This window comes from Campylobacter aviculae, assembly GCF_005406215.1.
Lineage (GTDB): Bacteria > Campylobacterota > Campylobacteria > Campylobacterales > Campylobacteraceae > Campylobacter_D > Campylobacter_D aviculae.
The window spans coordinates 26,451-42,794 of the sequence record NZ_NXMA01000001.1; the positions used below are offsets into that span (position 1 = coordinate 26,451).

A 16,344-nucleotide genomic window follows, 5' to 3' on the forward strand; every position below is an offset into this window, starting at 1 on the left:
AGTGTGTGTGAATACTAATAAACCTCAATTTGTCTATATTCTACCAAACCTTTTTACAGCTGCTTCTGTTTTTTTAGGTGTGATTTCAATTATAAGTTCCATACAGGGTAATTATGATAAAGCTTTAATTTATATTATATTTTCTTTAATTTGCGATGGGCTTGATGGACGTGTGGCTAGGCTTACGAAAACCACTTCTAAATTCGGAATAGAATTTGATTCTTTGGCTGATTTGGTAGCTTTTGGTGTTGCTCCAGCTATGTTTTTTTATATGGCAATAGGATCTGAATACGGAAGATATGGTTCTTTAGTGGCAGCTTTTTTTGTAGTGTTTGGAGCAATACGTTTGGCAAGATTTAATGTTACAACGGGTACATACGAGCCATCGGTTTTTATAGGACTTCCTATACCTACAGCAGCCGTTGTAAGCGCTATTTGGACTTATAGCTATTATCATTATGATTTTCTAAAGGCATACGGTATTGCTTTTTTGGTTTTACAAGCTGTTTTAGGCTTGTTAATGGTAAGCAATATACGCTATCCAAGTTTTAAAAAATTAGATTTTAATCGATCTAGCGTTTTAAAAGTACTGATTATATTAATAATTATATTTTCATTTTTATATCTTTACCCTCTTAGAAGCTTAACTATTTTAGCAAGTCTATATGTTCTTTATGGAATAATAAGGGCTTGCTATACAATTGTTTTTTCTAAATTTAAAAAAAGTTAGATGTAAAAATTGGCAATATCTTCACATTCTTTGATACTAAATCCAGCTTTTAGTCTTGCATTTATATTAAGTTTTTTTCCTGCGAGGGAAAATTGATTGAATAATTTGCAAATATCTATAAAGTTATATTGATTTTGATTGGAAAATTTCCACCAATAATCTCCTTTTTTAACATGTTTAATTTCATCATTTAAAATAATCATTAAAATTTCTTTTAATAAAGGCTTTATGGGATGATTTGAACTTTCTAATTTTGCAACCACAAAAGGGTTAGCATCAAGTCCTTTCGCTTCTAAACCACGATGAACTACTCCCATTCTAAAATTTAAAGAATTTTGAGTTACTTTTAGTGCAGCTTCTAAATTATCATGTACGCTAAAATCTCCATACTGAAAACCAAGTTCTTTTAAAGCAGAATTTAAAAAATTAAAATGTTTTATTTCTTCTTCGGCAACTTCTAACCAGTCTATATAAAATTGTTCGGGCAAGTTTTTAAAACGATAACTAGCATCTAAAGCTAAATTGATAGCACTGAATTCAATGTGTGCTATAGAGTGGATTATTTTAGCCAAAGAATGAGTGGAGTTTACAAATTTAGGACGTCTAATACGTGTTGGGTGTAATAATTTTAAATTCGAATTTATATTTTCCTTAAAAATACTTATTTGTTCATGATTGAAAGATATTTTGCCGCTTTTGAAATTATCATAAAAATGAGAAAATTGGCTAAATTTTTTTTCAATATCTTGTTCATATAAAATTTTTTCCAAGTTAGAAAAGAATTCTTGATCCATTTTTGTTCCGATTTTTCTTTGAATTATATTTAAAAAAAATAAATTTTGTTATAATTTTCTTTATTTTAAAATTGGAAAATCACAATGAAAAAATTAAATGAGGAAGAAAGAAGGGTTATTTTATTAAAAGCTACTGAAGCACCTTTTAGTGGGAAATACAATGATTTTTATGAAAAAGGAAGTTACCATTGTAAGCAATGCGGTTTCAAGCTTTACAGATCGGAAGATAAATTTAAGTCAGGATGCGGTTGGCCAAGTTTTGATGATGAAATTCAAGGAGCCATAAAAAGAGTTCCAGATAAAGATGGAATACGCACTGAAATTGTATGTGCAAATTGTAATGGACATCTTGGGCATATTTTTTTAGGAGAAGGATTTACAAAGAAAAATGTTAGACATTGTGTGAATTCGATTTCATTAGAATTCGTGAAAGGTTGAAATGTTATCAGGTTTAAGTTCTGATCTTTGTTTGATGTTTTTTTCAAGCATAACTCTGCTTGCTATTTTAAATCCATTTGGTAATTTAACACAGTTTTTATCTATGAGTGATGGTTTGCCTTTAAATCTTAGAAAAAAACTATTTAGATATATACTCTATACAGCACTTGTTATTGTTCTTGTATTTTTATTTTCAGGTCCTTTATTAATGAACTATGTTTTTCGTATTTCTTTAGATGAGTTAAGAGTATCTGGAGGATTAGTATTAGTTATTATGGCGATTAAAAATTTACTTTTTTCTACAAAAATGATTATGAAAGATTTTAGTTTTTATCAAGAAATGGACGATAAGGAGATTTTACGTCAAAGTTTAATCCCTATGGCTTTTCCTATGCTTGTAGGCCCTGGAACTTTAGCTAGTGTCATTGTTATTTCTGAAGATGGCGGTCTTGATATCGCACTTGGAGGAGTGATTATAGCTTTTATTTTTATGTTTGTACTTTTTCACTTCGCAGCAACAATTGAAAGGATTGTAGGTAAGCTTATTTTGCACATTTTTTCTCGTATCGCTCAAGTATTCATTGCTGCTATGGGAATTAAAATGATAATAGTCGGACTTAATAATTTTTTTAATTAATATTTTTATTTTAATTTTTTTTTTTTTTGATATAATTGCGATTTTAATTTTTTATCGAAGGACGGAAATATTAATGTTTAAGCAAAAAAACGACACAAAGTTAATTGCAGAACTCGAAAAAAAATGTGACGGTTTCGAGGATATTTTAAAATCTATTAGTAATACTATGGCAGTTATTGAATTTAATGAAGAGGGTACCATTTTAGATGCTAATAAAAATTTTTTAGATACCATGAAATATTCTCTTGACGAGATTAAAGGTAAGCACCATAGTATGTTTTGCTTACCTGAAGTTGTGAATTCTTCTTCATATAGTGAATTTTGGAGAGATTTAAGAAGTGGAAAAGCTAGAAGTGGTCTTTTTAGACGTATAGCTAAGGGTGGAGATGATATTTACTTAGAGGCTAATTATTTGCCAATCAGTAATAAGAATGGACAAGTTTATAAGATTATTAAATTTGCTAACAATATTACCCAAAGACATTATGAAATGCTTGATCTTAAAAATACAATTGCAGCAGCAGAACGTTCGATGGCTATTATTGAATTTAAGCCAGATGGAACCATCATCACCGCTAACGAGAATTTTTTGAAAACCATGGATTATACTCTTGATGAGATTAAAGGTAAGCACCATAGTATGTTTTGTGATTCAAAGTATAGTAATTCCAAAGATTATCTTCAATTTTGGGAAGACTTAAGAAATGGTAAATTTCAGTCAAGTAAATATGTAAGATACGGAAAAAATAATAAAAAAGTGTATTTAGAAGCGAGTTATAATCCAGTTAAAAATGATGATGGAAAAATTTATAAAGTGATTAAATTTGCTACAGATATTAGTGAACAAGTTAAAAGAGATCAAGAAAAACTACATCTTATTAGCGAACTTGCAGAAAAGAATGACAATCTCACACAAGAGGGCGATCGTGTAATAGAAAATACTGTATTAAATGTACAAAATATTGCTGATATGATGTCGCAAAGTTCAAATTTAGTTTCATCTTTAAATCAGCAATCAGATGAAATCAAATCAATCATTCAAACAATTAGCGATATAGCAGATCAAACCAATTTACTTGCTTTAAATGCTGCTATAGAAGCTGCACGTGCAGGGGAGCATGGTAGAGGTTTTGCTGTTGTGGCAGATGAAGTTAGAAATTTGGCTGAAAGAACAGGACATTCTGTAGATGAAATTACTTCAACTATTAATTCTATTCGCAATGTAACCTCTCAAGTTGTTGAAAGTATTAAAAATGGTCTACAGGACGTAAGTCAAAGTGTCGAGCTTGCAAAAGAGGCAAGAGATTGTATGGAAAAAATTCGCGAAAGCTCTGCTGAAGTTGCCAGAGCGATGTCATAAGTGCAAATTTGCACTTATGATTGAATTGTAAGCTTCTTAAAATTTTCAAATCCACTTTTTTGTTCACACTTTTCTTTCACTATATCCAAAAATTGCTTTCTAGGAATGTTTTTTGCACCCATAAAGTCCAAATGTTTATTGTAAATTTGACAATCTATAATAAAATCATAGGGCATTAATAATTTGCAAAGTTTTATCATGGCAATTTTGGAAACATTTTTTTTAAGACTAACCATACTTTCTCCAAAAAAAACCTTTCCTATAATTAGCCCATAAATTCCACCAACAAACTCATTTTGATCGTAAAGTTCTAAAGTATGCACATGACCTTGCTGAAAAAGTTCGTTATAAGTTTGTATAAAATCATTATCAATCCAACTTTGCTGACGTGTATCACGACAAAATGTAATGAGCTTTAAAAAATCATAATCAAGTCGTACTTCATAAAGATTAATAAATTTTTTCATATTTTTTTGTATGTGAATTTCATCGGGATATAGTACGCATCTAGGATCTGGACACCACCAAGTAACCGGATTGCTCGTCCATGGAAAAAGTCCAAAACGATAAGCTTTTAAAATAAAATCCGCTTCCAGTTTCGGACTTAAAAAAACAGGTGCATCCTTAGGAGCTTCAAGAAGTTTAGAATATAAATTCGAGTTGTCCATTTTTATTAAGTTTAATTTTAACTACTCCACCTTTTTTAAGTTTTCCAAAAAGAATTTCTTCGCTAATTTTTTCTCCAATTTCTTCGCAAATGATACGTTTGAGTAGTCTTACACCAAATTCTTTATTGTAAGCTTTTTTAGCTAAATAAATTTTAGTTTTTTCATCGGCAACAATTTTGGTATTTTTTAAATTTAAAGAAATTTCATCTAGTTCTTTTTGTACAATTTTTGATAATATTTCATTATTTAGATCGTTAAAATGTAATATTTTATCTATTCTATTGATAAACTCAGGAGCAAAAAAATCTTTTATAGCACGATCACTTTTTGATTCATTTTTACTTAAAAATCCTAATTCATTGGTTTCTTTTAAGCCTAGATTTGAAGTCATGATGATGATAGTGTTTTTAAAATCTATTTTAAGCCCACTATTATCTGTAAGTTCAGCATTGTCAAATATTTGTAAAAATGTATTACTTAGATCAGGATGAGCTTTTTCTATTTCATCAAAGAGCACCAAACTAAAAGGATTTTTTCTTACAGCATTACTTAAAAGTCCCCCATCTTCATAACCAACATAACCAGCAGGAGATCCTATTAATTTACTAAGTGCGTGTTTTTCGGCATATTCACTCATATCAAAACGTTCTAAATTGAGTCCTAAAAATTCTGCTAAAGCTTTACAAAGTTCTGTTTTACCAACTCCACTAGATCCTGTAAATAAGAATACTCCTCTTGGGGTATTAGAATTTTTAAATCCTGCAAAGCTTTGTTTTAGAGTAGATACTAATTTATCAATAATTTCATCTTGGCCAAAAATTTTCGTTTTTAGATTTTTATTTAGATTAATCAAGGCTTTATTTTGATCGAATTCAAACATTTTATGATGGTGAGTCATTTTAGCTAAAACTTGTTCTAAATCTTTAATGCTTACATTTTGTTTATTTTTTGGATTAAGTGCAAAAGAAGCCCCAACTTCATCAATAAGATCTATAGCACTATCTGGTAAATATTTATCATTAAAAAATTTTTTACCCCAAGCAACGGCTTGTCTAAGAATTTCATCATTTAATTTAATTTTATGGAAAGTTTCATATTTGGTTTTGAGTCCTTGTAAAATTTGAAAAGCTTCTTCTTGGTTTGGCTCATCTACATTGATTTTAGCAAAGCGACGACTTAGAGGTTTATTTTTGTCAAAAGTATTTTTGTATTCCATATAAGTGGTAGCACCTATACATTTTAAAGTACCGTTACTAAGTGCAGGTTTTAAGAGGTTTGAAAAATCTGTATGTGATTCTCCTGTTGCTCCTGCTCCAACGATAGTATGAATTTCATCAATAAATAAAATTGCATTAGGGATTTTATTGAGTTCGTCTAAAATTTCTTTGATGCGTTTTTCAAAATCCCCGCGATATTTGGTTCCAGATAATATTCCAGCCATATCTAAGCTGAAAATTTTGGCATTTTGCAAATTTTTAGGAACTTTTTTTTCTATAATAGCAAGTGCAAGCCCTTCGATAATAGCTGTTTTGCCTACTCCCGCTTCGCCAACTAAAATAGGATTATTTTTTTTACGACGCGATAAAATTTGCAATATTCTTTCGAGTTCAAATTTGCGACCAATTAAAGGATCTATTTTTCCTTGTTCTGCTAAAAGTGTTAAATTACTTGTATAAGATGTTAAAATTTCTATTTGAGCATTTTGTTTAAGATATTCTAATTTTTCTAAATTGATATCATATTTTTTTAACAAATAACTTGATATTGTTCTTTCATCTTGTAAAAGTTTTTCTAAAAAGTCAATAATTTTCATTTCATTATAGTCATTTGAAGCTAAAATTTCGTCTAAAACAATAGAATTTACAGGAGTAACTTCTTGATTAATAACTTCATTATTCTTTGCTATATAATTTTTAAGTTCATTTTCCAAAAGTTCTAAATCTTTTTCAGATAATTCTTTAAAAATTTCTTGAAAATCAGGACTAAGCTTGAGTATAGCAAAAAGTAAATGTTCGCAGGTTATAAATTCGTGCTTATTTATTAAACTTAAATGTTTAGCATTATCTAGATATTTTTGTAAATTTTCTTGATATTTCATTCTTCTTCTACTTTAACTCTTAATGGAAAATTTGCTATTTTTGCCGCGTTAAAAACTTTTTTTTGTTTTGAGAGCGCGATTTCTTGAGTATAAATTCCACATACCCCACTTCCGTTTAAATGAACTTCTAGCATTATTTTACTTGCGGTTTCAAAATCATGATAAAAAATATTCATTAAAATTTCTATAACAAAATCCATAGTTGTTACATCGTCATTTAGAAGTATAACTTTAAACATTTTAGGTTCTTGAAGTTTATTTTTTTCTAAAGTTTTAGTTTTTGGCATTATTTTTCTCTATAAATTCGATTTAAATCTTGTTGCATTAATTCAGTTGGAATTTTTCCAAGATAAAAATTTGTAGGAGCGTTATTATTCCAATAATCACTGAGACTTTGATAAATTCCATTTTTCATAACAACTTTAAAAGGTAATTGTTCCATACTTTGATAGTTAATATCTTTTAAAATTTGAGCAATGATGCGATCATTTTTTGAATTATTACTCAAGAAATAATAAGCTCCATAATCATTAGCAAATTTTTTTACAGCCTCATCGCTAACATCTTCAAAATGTGTTAAGCCTATAATAATAAATTTATCCGCGTTATTTTTCCAAAGTTTGCTAAGACTTAAGGCTTCCTCCTTGCAAGGCGCACAAAAAGTCCCAAAAAAATCAATCATTAAAACTTTATCTTCTTCACCTTGGACAACAAATCCTTTTTCTGTGCGTATAAGAGTTTTAGATCCTCCATTGATATTATTTAAGACAATTTTATCTCCTCGGTGATAGTCTTCAAACATATAATCATTTTGCATTTCTTTTTCATGTGAGCAGGCACTTATGAAAAAAATCAAACTTGTAAAAAAGAAAATTAAAATTTTTCTCATTAAAATCCTTTGTTTAAATTTTTTATAGCAGCCTTTGCCTCTAAATCCGCTTGCTTTTTCTTTAGGGTTTCGCGTTTATCATGCAAATTTTTACCCTTGGCTAAAGCTAAGGTTGCTTTAACTTTGTTTTTATCATTAAAATAAAGATCTAATACAACAAGTGTATATCCTTCAATACCAACTTTTCCAAAGAGTTTGTCAATTTGCTTTCTATGCATTAATAACTTTCTAGCACCTCTTTCTTCATGTCTATAGAAAGTATGAGTTGTATTTAATAAAGCAATATGGGCATTTAAAAGAAAAAGTTCTCCTTTGATAATACGAACAAAAGAGTCTTTTAGATTAACCCTTCCTGCACGTAAAGCAACGACTTCACTTCCTTTTAAAACAATTCCTGTTTCAAAACGTTCTATAATACTATAATTAAACAAAGCTTTTTTATTTCTTGCAATAGTTTTCATAAATCAACCTTAAAAATACTACTGCCACTTCCACTTAAAAAATAATCTTCATTTAAATAAACTGACATTTTAGGATATAAAGATACACAAGGGGTAAATAAATCATTAAGTTCTACATTTTTATATCGTTCAAGCAATTCTTTGGTGGTTAAATTCTGGTAAATTTCAGCTTGTTTAAAGTTGGTGTTAAAATCTAAAGGCTTTTTATCGAATTCTTTATAAACTTTAGCTGTATCACAAAAGATTTGTGGAAAAGTCCAATGGATATTTGGAATTTCATCTTCAAAGGGTTTTATAATTTCTCCACACCCACTTACATTAGCAGACTCAAATCCGCTCAAAAAGAAAGCAATATCACTCCCTAATTTAGTGCTTAAGTTGATAAGTTTTTGTGTAGATAATTGTAGATTTAAAATTTCATTTATCATGATTAAAAAAGTAGCACAATCACTACTTCCACCGCCTAAACCTGCCCCTATTGGAATGTTTTTAATGAGTTTTAAGCTTTTGTTTTTAAATAATTCCTCAAGTTCATTTTTGTAGCCAAACTCACACAATAAAAAGTAAGCTTTTTTTATAATATTGTGCTCACAATTAAATTCGCTGATTATCTCAAAACCTTCTTTAGTTTTTTCATCACTTAAATAAAGTTCATCATAAAATTGCTCAAGTAGTATGAAGCGAGAATTTAAAAGATGGTATTTTCGATTATCTAAGCCTATAAGTTTTAAGAAGATATTTGCTTTAGCGTATGCTTTCATTGGATTAGTTTTTTACTTAAGTCATCCAGTTTTATGTCATTTTCTACTACAGAATGTAAATTTTCATCTTTAATCTGAGTCATTAATTCTTTTCTTAAAATCATGAGTGATTTAGGAGCATCAATGCCTATTTTAGCATAGCCTTTTCCAGTTTGGACCACTTTAATTTCAATACCTTCACCGATAATAATACTTTCGTTTTCTTTTCTTGATAATATTAACATTTTTCAACCTTATTTAAAAGATATTTTACCTTATTTTCCTTAATATTAATAATGCTAAAATATTTTTTGTCTTCTATATAATAATTTCCATCATTTTGATATTTAAGATCTTCTAAATTTAATTTAGTGCCATTTTCAAGTTTATTCATATTCTCAATAAAATTAGGTTTTAAATCAAGATATTCTAAAATATTCAATTTTTTTTCATCATCATAAACAAATTCCCCCTCTTTTATACGTTCTAAAGCACTTAAGGTGGCATTAATACCTAGTTTTTCAGCAAAAAGCTCACAATAAGATCTAATATAAGCACCCTCGCTAACGCTTATTTCAATACTTAAAAAAGGGTGGTTATAATGTAAAATTTTACAAGAAAATATTTCCATAACGCAAGGTTTTAATTTTATATTTTCTCCTTTTTTTGCAAATGTATAAGCTCTTTGACCATCAATTCTTTTAGCACTGAATTGAGGCGGAATATAAGTAATAGAACCTAAAAGCTTGTTTTTGATTTGTTCTAAGAATTCAAGACTATAGGAGTTGGGAATTTTTATTTCTTGTATATTTTTATTATCAAGACTTAAGGACTTAACTCCAAGCCATAGGGTTGCTCGATAAATTTTTGGAGTTTTTTTTAAAAATTGAAAAAGTTTAGTATATTTTCCAAATGCGACTATTAAAACTCCTTTTGCGAAAGGATCAAGAGTTCCTGAATATCCAGCTTTCTTATGATTATATTTTTTTTTCAATTGATTTAAAAAAGCATTAGAACTGATTTCTGCAGGTTTAAAAGCGACAAAAATTTTATTCATACAGCTCTTTCTACGAAACTCGATAAAATAGTGCGTTCTATGCCGCCAAAATTGATTTTTAGTCTTTCTTCTTTCCCATTTTTATTTACATCAACAACCCTTCCAATGCCGAAAATTTTATGTTTTATCAAATCTCCTTTTTTATAATTTGACACATTTTTTTGAGAAATAAAATAAGAAGAGTCTTGACTAAGCTTACTTTCTTCTAAAAATCTACTAGGAAAAAGTTTAGTTCTTGATCCGCGATAAAATCTAGAGTTAGAAACACTTAAATGGAGTTGTTTTTTTGCTCTTGTTATAGCAACATAAGCAAGACGTCTTTCTTCTTCTATATCTGAATTATCCACAGGAAAAAAGCCTTCTTCAAGTCCTATGATGAACACATGATCAAATTCCAATCCCTTGCTCGCATGAATACTCATAATATAAACACAATCTCCATCTAAATTATCCTGATCGCTCAGCAATGAAATTTCGCTTAAAAAATCATTGAGTTTAAGATCTGGATTTTGTTTGATTTTATCATTGAGATTGGCATAAAATTCGCAAATATTAGCAACTCTATCTTCTCCATCAATTTGTTCTTTGTAAAAATCTTTCAATTTGATTTTTTCTTCAAATTGATCAATGAGTTGTTTTAAATTTTGACATTCTAATAACTCATAAATAGAATGGATAAATTTTTGTATTTCATGATTTGTTTTTTTCGAACTGATAATATTGGGATTGCATAATGCTTCAAAAAGAGAAATTTTTTCTTTTTTGGCATACTCTTCAAATTTTTTGATACTACTTTCTCCTATACCTCTTTTTGGACGATTAATAATGCGTTTTAATGAAAAATCATCATCAGTATTGGCAAGAAAACGCAAATAAGCAATCAAATCTTTAATTTCCAATCGCTCATAAAAACGCATTCCGCTAAGTAGTTTATAAGCGATTTTTTCACGCATAAAAGCTTCTTCAATAGATCTAGAGAGCGCATTGACACGAAACAATACAGCAATTTCATTTGCAGGAGTTTTATTTTGGATAAGCTCTTTTATTTTTTTACAAATCGTAGCACTTTCTAACTTTTCATCATCGCTATAAATAAGCTTGATTTCTTCTCCATGATCTTTAGTGCAAACTAAGGTTTTACCTAATCTTTTTTTATTGTGTTCTATTAAAATATTAGCGGCATTTAAAATCGATCCCACAGAGCGATAGTTTTGCTCTAATTTTACAAGTTTAACATTGTTAAATTGGCTTTGAAAATTTAAGATATTTTCTATTTTTGCTCCACGCCAACCATAAATACTTTGATCATCATCGCCTACAACACAAATATTTTCATGAGAAGTGCAAAGTTTTTTTAAAATTTTATATTGTAAAGTATTGGTATCTTGATATTCATCTACGGTGATGTATTGGTAAAAATTACTTTGAGTTTTAGCAAATTCTAAATCATTTTCTAAGATTTGATAGGGCAAAAGTAGCAAATCATCAAAATCTACAAAATTATATTTTAAAAGATAATCTTGATATTTTTGATAGTATTTAGCATAGGTTTTATCTGAATCTTGGATTATTTTTAAATCTTTTAAGATTTCATCTGGACTTTTGGGAATGTTCTTACAAGTTGAAATAAAATACGAAATTGTGGAAATATTTTCTTTAGAACTATCAACCACTTCTTTTAAAATTTTTTTTATATCATCACTATCTATAACGATGAAATCATTTTTGCGACCAAGTTTTTCAATATGCATTCTTAAAAACATCAGTCCAAATTTGTGAAAAGTGCACAATAACGGATTTGCATTGCTATTGATTAAAGATAAAGCTCGCGTTCGCATCACACTTGCTGCTTTGTTGGTAAAGGTTAAAGTTAGTGTACTTGAAGCAGGAATTCCTACTTCTTTTATGAGATAGGCTAGACGAGTTGTGATAGTTTTTGTTTTACCGCTACCCGCACCTGCTAAAATCAGCATAGCTCCGTCGATATGAGAGGCTGCTTCTTTTTGACTAGAATTTAAATCTTTAAATAAATTCATTTTTTCAAAAGGTCTAGGTTTTTTGGATTTTTTAAAAAAACATTTTTAGATTTTTGTAGTTTTTCTTCATTTTTGCGTTGATATAAACTAAAATTAACAAAGATGGCACTATTTTCTACTTGGATTTGTGTTATGGCTCCAAGATCTACTTTAACATAGCTATCAAAATCATCAGGACCAAATCCAGCATGAAATTGTATATAATCTTTTTCTAATTCTATGGAACTAAAAGTATATCCGCCTAAGGCAAAAAGAACATAGGGATTTTTTTTGACATCCAATTCAGGAGGTAAAATAGGATTAAAATCTATAAATTGTGTATTGGCTACTATAGAAAATTCTATATTATTTTGAATCAAGTTTTGAAGCACTTCATAGCAGTTTTTTTGCATTAAATTTATAAAATCTTGATTTTTTAAAATTATTTCTAGCATAATCTTACAACCTCATGAATTCATCGATAATTTTTTCAATTTCAATCATACCAATTTTCCAAAAATTTTCACTTTCTATATCAAAACCAAACATGGATACGAGTTCTTTCGGGCTTACACTTCCTCCCAGTGAAAGCATTTTTATATAAAGTTCTTTAAAATTTTGTTTTTCTTTTCTCTTATAAAGCCCATAAAGAGTAAGCACTAAAAGTTGTGCATAAGCATAAGCATAGCAGTAAAATGGACTATGGATAAAATGCGGAATATAACTCCACCAAAGGGCATAATTTTTAGTTAAATCCACACTTTCTTTAAACATTTTTTGAGATTCTTCCATCCAAATTTTAGAAATTTCTTCGCTATCAAGTTCGTGTTTATAGCTATGGATACGCCTTTCAAAGCAGGTGAAATTAATTTGTCTGTAAAGAGTGGCAAAAATATCTTCAATTTTTGCAGCATAAAGGGCAGTGAGTTCCTCTTTTTTTAGTTTATTTTTAACATAATCAAATACTAACATTTCCGCAAAAACTGAAGCTGTTTCAGCAGTTGTAAGTGGTGTGTCTTGATTTAAAAAAGATACATTATAGGATAATTTTTGATGTATAGTATGTCCTAATTCGTGCGCAAGAGTGAAAAGATCTCTTCTTTTGTTGGTGTAATTTAATAAGATAAAAGGATGAGTATCTGGAGTTGCCGAATGCGAAAAGGCTCCTCCTTGTTTTTTATCTTGAGGATATACATCGATCCATCCTTTTTCAAAGGCTTCTTTTGCAATATCTCCAAAAATAGGTGAGAAATCATAAAAAGCTTCTAAAATAATTTTTTTACTCTCTTCAAAGCTAAAATTTACTTCTTTTCCGATCGGAGCATAACGATCATAATCTTTTAAAGTATCATACCCTAAGATTTGTTTTTTCTTTTTATAAAAACGCTCTACAAGTGAAAAATTTTGTTGAGTTGTTTTTATAAGTGCATCAACGCTTTGTTTAGAAATTTGATTTCTCAAATGTCTTGGTGTTTCTGCATCTTCATAACCACGCAAAGTGCAAATATTTTTGAGTTCAGTTTTTATCATATTGAGTATGAAGGTAAGTAAATTTATATTTTTATTTAAAGCCTTTGTAAATTTTTTAGCTGCTTTTTTTCTAATTTTCCTATCATGATCGTAGAGTTTGCTTAAAATTTCTTCTTCGCTTAATTCTTGATCCTCAAAGGAAATTTTTAAAGAACTCATACTCTCATCAAAAAGCCGGCCAAAAGCACTTGCACCTGTATTAGACATATAAAGCATAATGCGTTCTTCTTTTTGACTTAAATTATAAGCTTTGTTTTTGAGTAAATTGGAAAGATAAAAACTATAATCTTGACAAAATGTTATCAATTCTTTTGCTTTTTCTTCATCCATCATGCAAAATTCGAGTTCAAAAAATAATAAATTTTCTTCCGCCTTTTTGCATTCTTGCTCATATTTAGCATAAAAAGAACCCTTAGAAGTATCCTTGGCAAAACATAAATAAACATAAGTCATTATTTTAGAAAGACTTAAATTTAAATTTTCATATTCTTTAAGAGTGTTTAAAAAATCATTTGCACTTAATGTTTCTAGTTTGTTTTCAAAAGTTTTTTTAAAAAATTCTGATTTTTCGATACATTCAGACATTTTGTTTTCTAGTTCATTTTCGTTTTTAAACAATACACTTAAGTCCCATTGTGTCATAAATCTTCCTTAATTTTCTAAGATCAATTTTTTTAAAACAGCCATTCTAATTGCAACACCATTTTTAACTTGTTTTAAAATTAAAGCTCTTTGATCTTTCATAAGTTCATCGCTGATATCGATATTTCTATTAACTGGACCTGGATGAAGTAAAATGAGTTTTTTATCTTTTATAAGTTTAGGATTAATGCAAAAATCATTGGCATAGTCTTTTAAAGATGCATAAACAATTTTTTCATGTCTTTCAACCTGAGTTCTTAAGCTCATAATAATATCTGTACTTTCAATCAATTCTTCATTCAGATGATAAGATTTAGGTAAGGATGAATTTGGCATGAAATGAGGCGGCGCAACTAGGGTAATTTTAATACCAAATCGACTAAGAAGTTCGATATTAGAAGAAGCTACACGAGAATTTTTTATATCTCCAACAATTAAAACTCTTTTATTTTCAATATTTCCTTGAAAATGCTCATAAATTGTAAAAAGATCGAGTAAGGCTTGTGTAGGATGAGCATGTTTGCCATCTCCACCATTAATAACTGGACAATGCATATGTGAAGCTAAGATTTGAGGGACTCCAGAATTGGCATGTCTTACAATAATAGCATTTGGATTCATAGCATCTAAATTGGCAGCGGTATCATAAAGTGTTTCGCCCTTGCTTGAGCTTGATCTTGAAACATCTAAGCGTAAAACTCTTGCTCCAAGTCTTCTTGCAGCACTTTCAAAAGATGAAAGTGTTCGAGTTGAATTTTCAAAAAAAATAGTCGTAATGCTTTTTTCTTTAAGAAAATCTTTTGGTTTTTCATCTAAAAATTCTTTAGCTTCTTTAAAAAGTTCTATAATTTCATCGTTGTTAAAATCTTTTGTTGTGATAAGGTGTCTCATATTTTATCCTAAGTTTCTATAAATAATTTGATTAAAGATAAAATCAAAATAAAGTCGCTAAATTATTGAATGTGATTTTATCGAAAAGTTTCTTAATTTTTATAAATTTTGATTGATATATTAATTTGAGATAAAATTATTTTTAGCTATAATACCAATTTTCATTTTAAAATAAAGGACTTTTTATGTATCTATTCACTTCAGAAGTCGTAAGCGCAGGTCATCCTGACAAATGTGCTGATATAATCGCTGATACAATAGTGGATATACTCTTGAAAAATGACAAAAATTCAAGAGTGGCGAGTGAGGTTTTTGTCGCAGGAAATAAAGTTGTGATTGGAGGAGAAGTAAAATCAAATCACAAGCTTAGTAAGACTGATTACGATAATTTAGTTAAAGATGTTTTGAAAAATATTGGTTATGATGGAGCGGGGCATTTTAGTAAAGATCAATGTTTGCATCCTGATGAAATTGATGTAATGGTTTTTTTAAATGAGCAAAGCCCAGATATCAATCAGGGAGTTGATCAAGAAGATGGAGAAACTGGAGCTGGGGATCAAGGTATTATGTTTGGTTTTGCCAGTTGTGAAGCGGATGAGTATATGCCAGCAGCCATTTCTTATGCAAGAATGCTTTGTGATAAGGTTTATGCTTATGCAAAAGCTCATCCACACGAGCTTGGAGTGGATATTAAAACCCAAGTAACTATTGATTATGATACAAAAGAAAATTTTGAAAACTGCAAACCACAGAGTATTCATACTATAGTAGTTTCTGCTCCTTGTATAGAAAGTATGAAGATTGAAGATTTAAGATCTTTGATTATGAAGCTTATTTTGGACACAAATTTGCCAAAAGAACTTTTTCATCCTGAAAAAACAAGAATTTTAATCAATCCTACTGGAAAATACGTAAATCATTCTTCATTGCACGATAGTGGTTTAACTGGAAGAAAACTTATTGTGGATAGTTTTGGTGGATATTCTCCAATCGGTGGAGGTGCACAATCGAGTAAAGATTATACTAAGGTTGATCGTAGCGGACTTTATGCAGGTAGATGGCTTGCTAAAAATATTGTAGCAGCTGGACTTGCAAAAAAATGCATTGTTCAATTGAGTTACGCTATAGGTGTTGCAAGACCAACTTCTGTAAGCGTGGATTGTATGGGGACTAATACAAGTGTGAGTGATGAAGTTTTGAGTGATTTTGTAATGCAAAATTTCTCTCTAACGCCTAATTGGATACGCGATAAATTTGGACTCGATAAACCAAGTAAAGAAACTTTTTTATATGCTGATGTCGCAGCTAGAGGGCAAGTGGGTCAAAAAGATTATCCTTGGGAAAAATTGGATGCATTGGAGCAATTTAAAAAATTAAAAAAATAAAAGTCCTTT

18 protein-coding genes are annotated in these 16,344 nt (G+C 29.3%); 5 read left to right on the top strand and 13 right to left on the bottom strand.

The features are described from left to right. Positions 1 to 7 precede the first annotated feature (7 nt). Entirely contained in the window at positions 8 to 730 is a 723-nt protein-coding gene (pssA, locus tag CQA76_RS00120; protein WP_137621428.1) for a CDP-diacylglycerol--serine O-phosphatidyltransferase, read from the top strand. On the opposite strand, the gene CQA76_RS00125 is transcribed toward pssA, so the two are convergent. Then, a complete protein-coding gene (locus tag CQA76_RS00125; protein ID WP_137621429.1) occupies positions 727 to 1,524 on the bottom strand; it encodes a ferritin-like domain-containing protein in 798 nt (265 codons plus the stop codon). The genes pssA and CQA76_RS00125 overlap by 4 nt on opposite strands. An 84-nt stretch (positions 1,525 to 1,608) precedes the next feature. Here CQA76_RS00125 and CQA76_RS00130 point away from each other — a divergent pair, with 84 nt between their 5' ends. The 3 genes from CQA76_RS00130 (at position 1,609) to cetZ (ending at position 3,959) form a co-directional block, all read left to right on the top strand. After that, positions 1,609 to 1,962 carry a methionine-R-sulfoxide reductase gene (locus CQA76_RS00130; RefSeq protein ID WP_137621430.1) on the top strand — a complete coding sequence of 118 codons (354 nt, stop codon included), beginning with the start codon at positions 1,609 to 1,611 and terminating at the stop codon, positions 1,960 to 1,962. Position 1,963: 1 nt separating this feature from the next. After that, the gene (locus CQA76_RS00135) at positions 1,964 to 2,599 is read left to right on the top strand and encodes a MarC family protein (RefSeq protein ID WP_137621431.1); all 636 of its coding nucleotides are present in this window, start codon (positions 1,964 to 1,966) and stop codon (positions 2,597 to 2,599) included. Positions 2,600 to 2,672: 73 nt separating this feature from the next. Next, a complete protein-coding gene (gene cetZ, locus CQA76_RS00140) occupies positions 2,673 to 3,959 on the top strand; it encodes an energy taxis response protein CetZ (protein WP_137621432.1) in 1,287 nt (428 codons plus the stop codon). A 14-nt stretch (positions 3,960 to 3,973) separates the two neighbouring features. Here cetZ and aat read toward each other — a convergent pair whose 3' ends face one another. From aat to CQA76_RS00200, 12 genes are read right to left on the bottom strand one after another with little or no spacing between them, the layout of a single operon-like run. Next, a complete protein-coding gene (gene aat, locus CQA76_RS00145) occupies positions 3,974 to 4,627 on the bottom strand; it encodes a leucyl/phenylalanyl-tRNA--protein transferase (protein ID WP_137621433.1) in 654 nt (217 codons plus the stop codon). Further along, on the bottom strand, positions 4,602 to 6,725 hold the full coding sequence (locus CQA76_RS00150; protein ID WP_137621434.1) for an AAA family ATPase: 2,124 nt from the start codon (positions 6,723 to 6,725) through the stop codon (positions 4,602 to 4,604). The genes aat and CQA76_RS00150 overlap by 26 nt, the downstream gene beginning before the upstream one ends. Continuing rightward, positions 6,722 to 7,012 carry an ATP-dependent Clp protease adaptor ClpS gene (locus CQA76_RS00155; RefSeq protein ID WP_137621435.1) on the bottom strand — a complete coding sequence of 97 codons (291 nt, stop codon included), beginning with the start codon at positions 7,010 to 7,012 and terminating at the stop codon, positions 6,722 to 6,724. Before CQA76_RS00155 ends, CQA76_RS00150 begins: the two co-directional genes overlap by 4 nt. Then, entirely contained in the window at positions 7,012 to 7,614 is a 603-nt protein-coding gene (locus CQA76_RS00160) for a TlpA disulfide reductase family protein (protein WP_137621436.1), read from the bottom strand. The genes CQA76_RS00155 and CQA76_RS00160 overlap by 1 nt, the downstream gene beginning before the upstream one ends. Next, on the bottom strand, positions 7,614 to 8,075 hold the full coding sequence (smpB, locus tag CQA76_RS00165; RefSeq protein ID WP_137621437.1) for an SsrA-binding protein SmpB: 462 nt from the start codon (positions 8,073 to 8,075) through the stop codon (positions 7,614 to 7,616). Before smpB ends, CQA76_RS00160 begins: the two co-directional genes overlap by 1 nt. Continuing rightward, complete coding sequence (locus CQA76_RS00170; protein ID WP_137621438.1) at positions 8,072 to 8,836, bottom strand: 4-(cytidine 5'-diphospho)-2-C-methyl-D-erythritol kinase; 765 nt, start codon at positions 8,834 to 8,836, stop codon at positions 8,072 to 8,074. Before CQA76_RS00170 ends, smpB begins: the two co-directional genes overlap by 4 nt. Next, positions 8,833 to 9,060, bottom strand: a complete 228-nt coding sequence (gene csrA / locus CQA76_RS00175) for a carbon storage regulator CsrA (RefSeq protein WP_137621439.1) — start codon at positions 9,058 to 9,060, stop codon at positions 8,833 to 8,835. The genes CQA76_RS00170 and csrA overlap by 4 nt, the downstream gene beginning before the upstream one ends. Further along, on the bottom strand, positions 9,054 to 9,872 hold the full coding sequence (gene truB / locus CQA76_RS00180) for a tRNA pseudouridine(55) synthase TruB (protein WP_137621440.1): 819 nt from the start codon (positions 9,870 to 9,872) through the stop codon (positions 9,054 to 9,056). The genes csrA and truB overlap by 7 nt, the downstream gene beginning before the upstream one ends. Then, on the bottom strand, positions 9,869 to 11,908 hold the full coding sequence (locus CQA76_RS00185; RefSeq protein ID WP_137621441.1) for an ATP-dependent helicase: 2,040 nt from the start codon (positions 11,906 to 11,908) through the stop codon (positions 9,869 to 9,871). The genes truB and CQA76_RS00185 overlap by 4 nt, the downstream gene beginning before the upstream one ends. After that, positions 11,905 to 12,342, bottom strand: coding sequence for a hypothetical protein (locus CQA76_RS00190; protein WP_137621442.1), 438 nt, complete (start codon positions 12,340 to 12,342; stop codon positions 11,905 to 11,907). Before CQA76_RS00190 ends, CQA76_RS00185 begins: the two co-directional genes overlap by 4 nt. Positions 12,343 to 12,346: 4 nt before the next feature. Beyond that, positions 12,347 to 14,059: a M3 family oligoendopeptidase gene (locus CQA76_RS00195; RefSeq protein ID WP_137621443.1), complete on the bottom strand. Its 1,713-nt coding sequence runs from the start codon at positions 14,057 to 14,059 to the stop codon at positions 12,347 to 12,349. A 9-nt stretch (positions 14,060 to 14,068) separates the two neighbouring features. Then, complete coding sequence (locus CQA76_RS00200) at positions 14,069 to 14,950, bottom strand: aspartate carbamoyltransferase catalytic subunit (protein WP_137621444.1); 882 nt, start codon at positions 14,948 to 14,950, stop codon at positions 14,069 to 14,071. 185 nt (positions 14,951 to 15,135) lie between these two features. Between CQA76_RS00200 and metK the strand changes: the two genes are divergently transcribed. Beyond that, the gene (gene metK, locus CQA76_RS00205; protein ID WP_137621445.1) at positions 15,136 to 16,335 is read left to right on the top strand and encodes a methionine adenosyltransferase; all 1,200 of its coding nucleotides are present in this window, start codon (positions 15,136 to 15,138) and stop codon (positions 16,333 to 16,335) included. Positions 16,336 to 16,344: the final 9 nt, after the last annotated feature.

Bases quoted from the DNA above. Each gene is read 5' to 3' on its own strand.
- CQA76_RS00125 (WP_137621429.1), bottom strand. From the start codon at position 1,524: ATGGATCAAGAATTCTTTTCTAACTTGGAAAAAATTTTATATGAACAA.
- CQA76_RS00130 (WP_137621430.1), top strand. From the start codon at position 1,609: ATGAAAAAATTAAATGAGGAAGAAAGAAGGGTTATTTTATTAAAAGCT.
- CQA76_RS00135 (WP_137621431.1), top strand. From the start codon at position 1,964: ATGTTATCAGGTTTAAGTTCTGATCTTTGTTTGATGTTTTTTTCAAGC.
- cetZ (WP_137621432.1), top strand. From the start codon at position 2,673: ATGTTTAAGCAAAAAAACGACACAAAGTTAATTGCAGAACTCGAAAAA.
- aat (WP_137621433.1), bottom strand. From the start codon at position 4,627: ATGGACAACTCGAATTTATATTCTAAACTTCTTGAAGCTCCTAAGGAT.
- CQA76_RS00150 (WP_137621434.1), bottom strand. From the start codon at position 6,725: ATGAAATATCAAGAAAATTTACAAAAATATCTAGATAATGCTAAACAT.
- CQA76_RS00155 (WP_137621435.1), bottom strand. From the start codon at position 7,012: ATGCCAAAAACTAAAACTTTAGAAAAAAATAAACTTCAAGAACCTAAA.
- CQA76_RS00160 (WP_137621436.1), bottom strand. From the start codon at position 7,614: ATGAGAAAAATTTTAATTTTCTTTTTTACAAGTTTGATTTTTTTCATA.
- smpB (WP_137621437.1), bottom strand. From the start codon at position 8,075: ATGAAAACTATTGCAAGAAATAAAAAAGCTTTGTTTAATTATAGTATT.
- CQA76_RS00170 (WP_137621438.1), bottom strand. From the start codon at position 8,836: ATGAAAGCATACGCTAAAGCAAATATCTTCTTAAAACTTATAGGCTTA.
- csrA (WP_137621439.1), bottom strand. From the start codon at position 9,060: ATGTTAATATTATCAAGAAAAGAAAACGAAAGTATTATTATCGGTGAA.
- truB (WP_137621440.1), bottom strand. From the start codon at position 9,872: ATGAATAAAATTTTTGTCGCTTTTAAACCTGCAGAAATCAGTTCTAAT.
- CQA76_RS00185 (WP_137621441.1), bottom strand. From the start codon at position 11,908: ATGAATTTATTTAAAGATTTAAATTCTAGTCAAAAAGAAGCAGCCTCT.
- CQA76_RS00190 (WP_137621442.1), bottom strand. From the start codon at position 12,342: ATGCTAGAAATAATTTTAAAAAATCAAGATTTTATAAATTTAATGCAA.
- CQA76_RS00195 (WP_137621443.1), bottom strand. From the start codon at position 14,059: ATGACACAATGGGACTTAAGTGTATTGTTTAAAAACGAAAATGAACTA.
- CQA76_RS00200 (WP_137621444.1), bottom strand. From the start codon at position 14,950: ATGAGACACCTTATCACAACAAAAGATTTTAACAACGATGAAATTATA.
- metK (WP_137621445.1), top strand. From the start codon at position 15,136: ATGTATCTATTCACTTCAGAAGTCGTAAGCGCAGGTCATCCTGACAAA.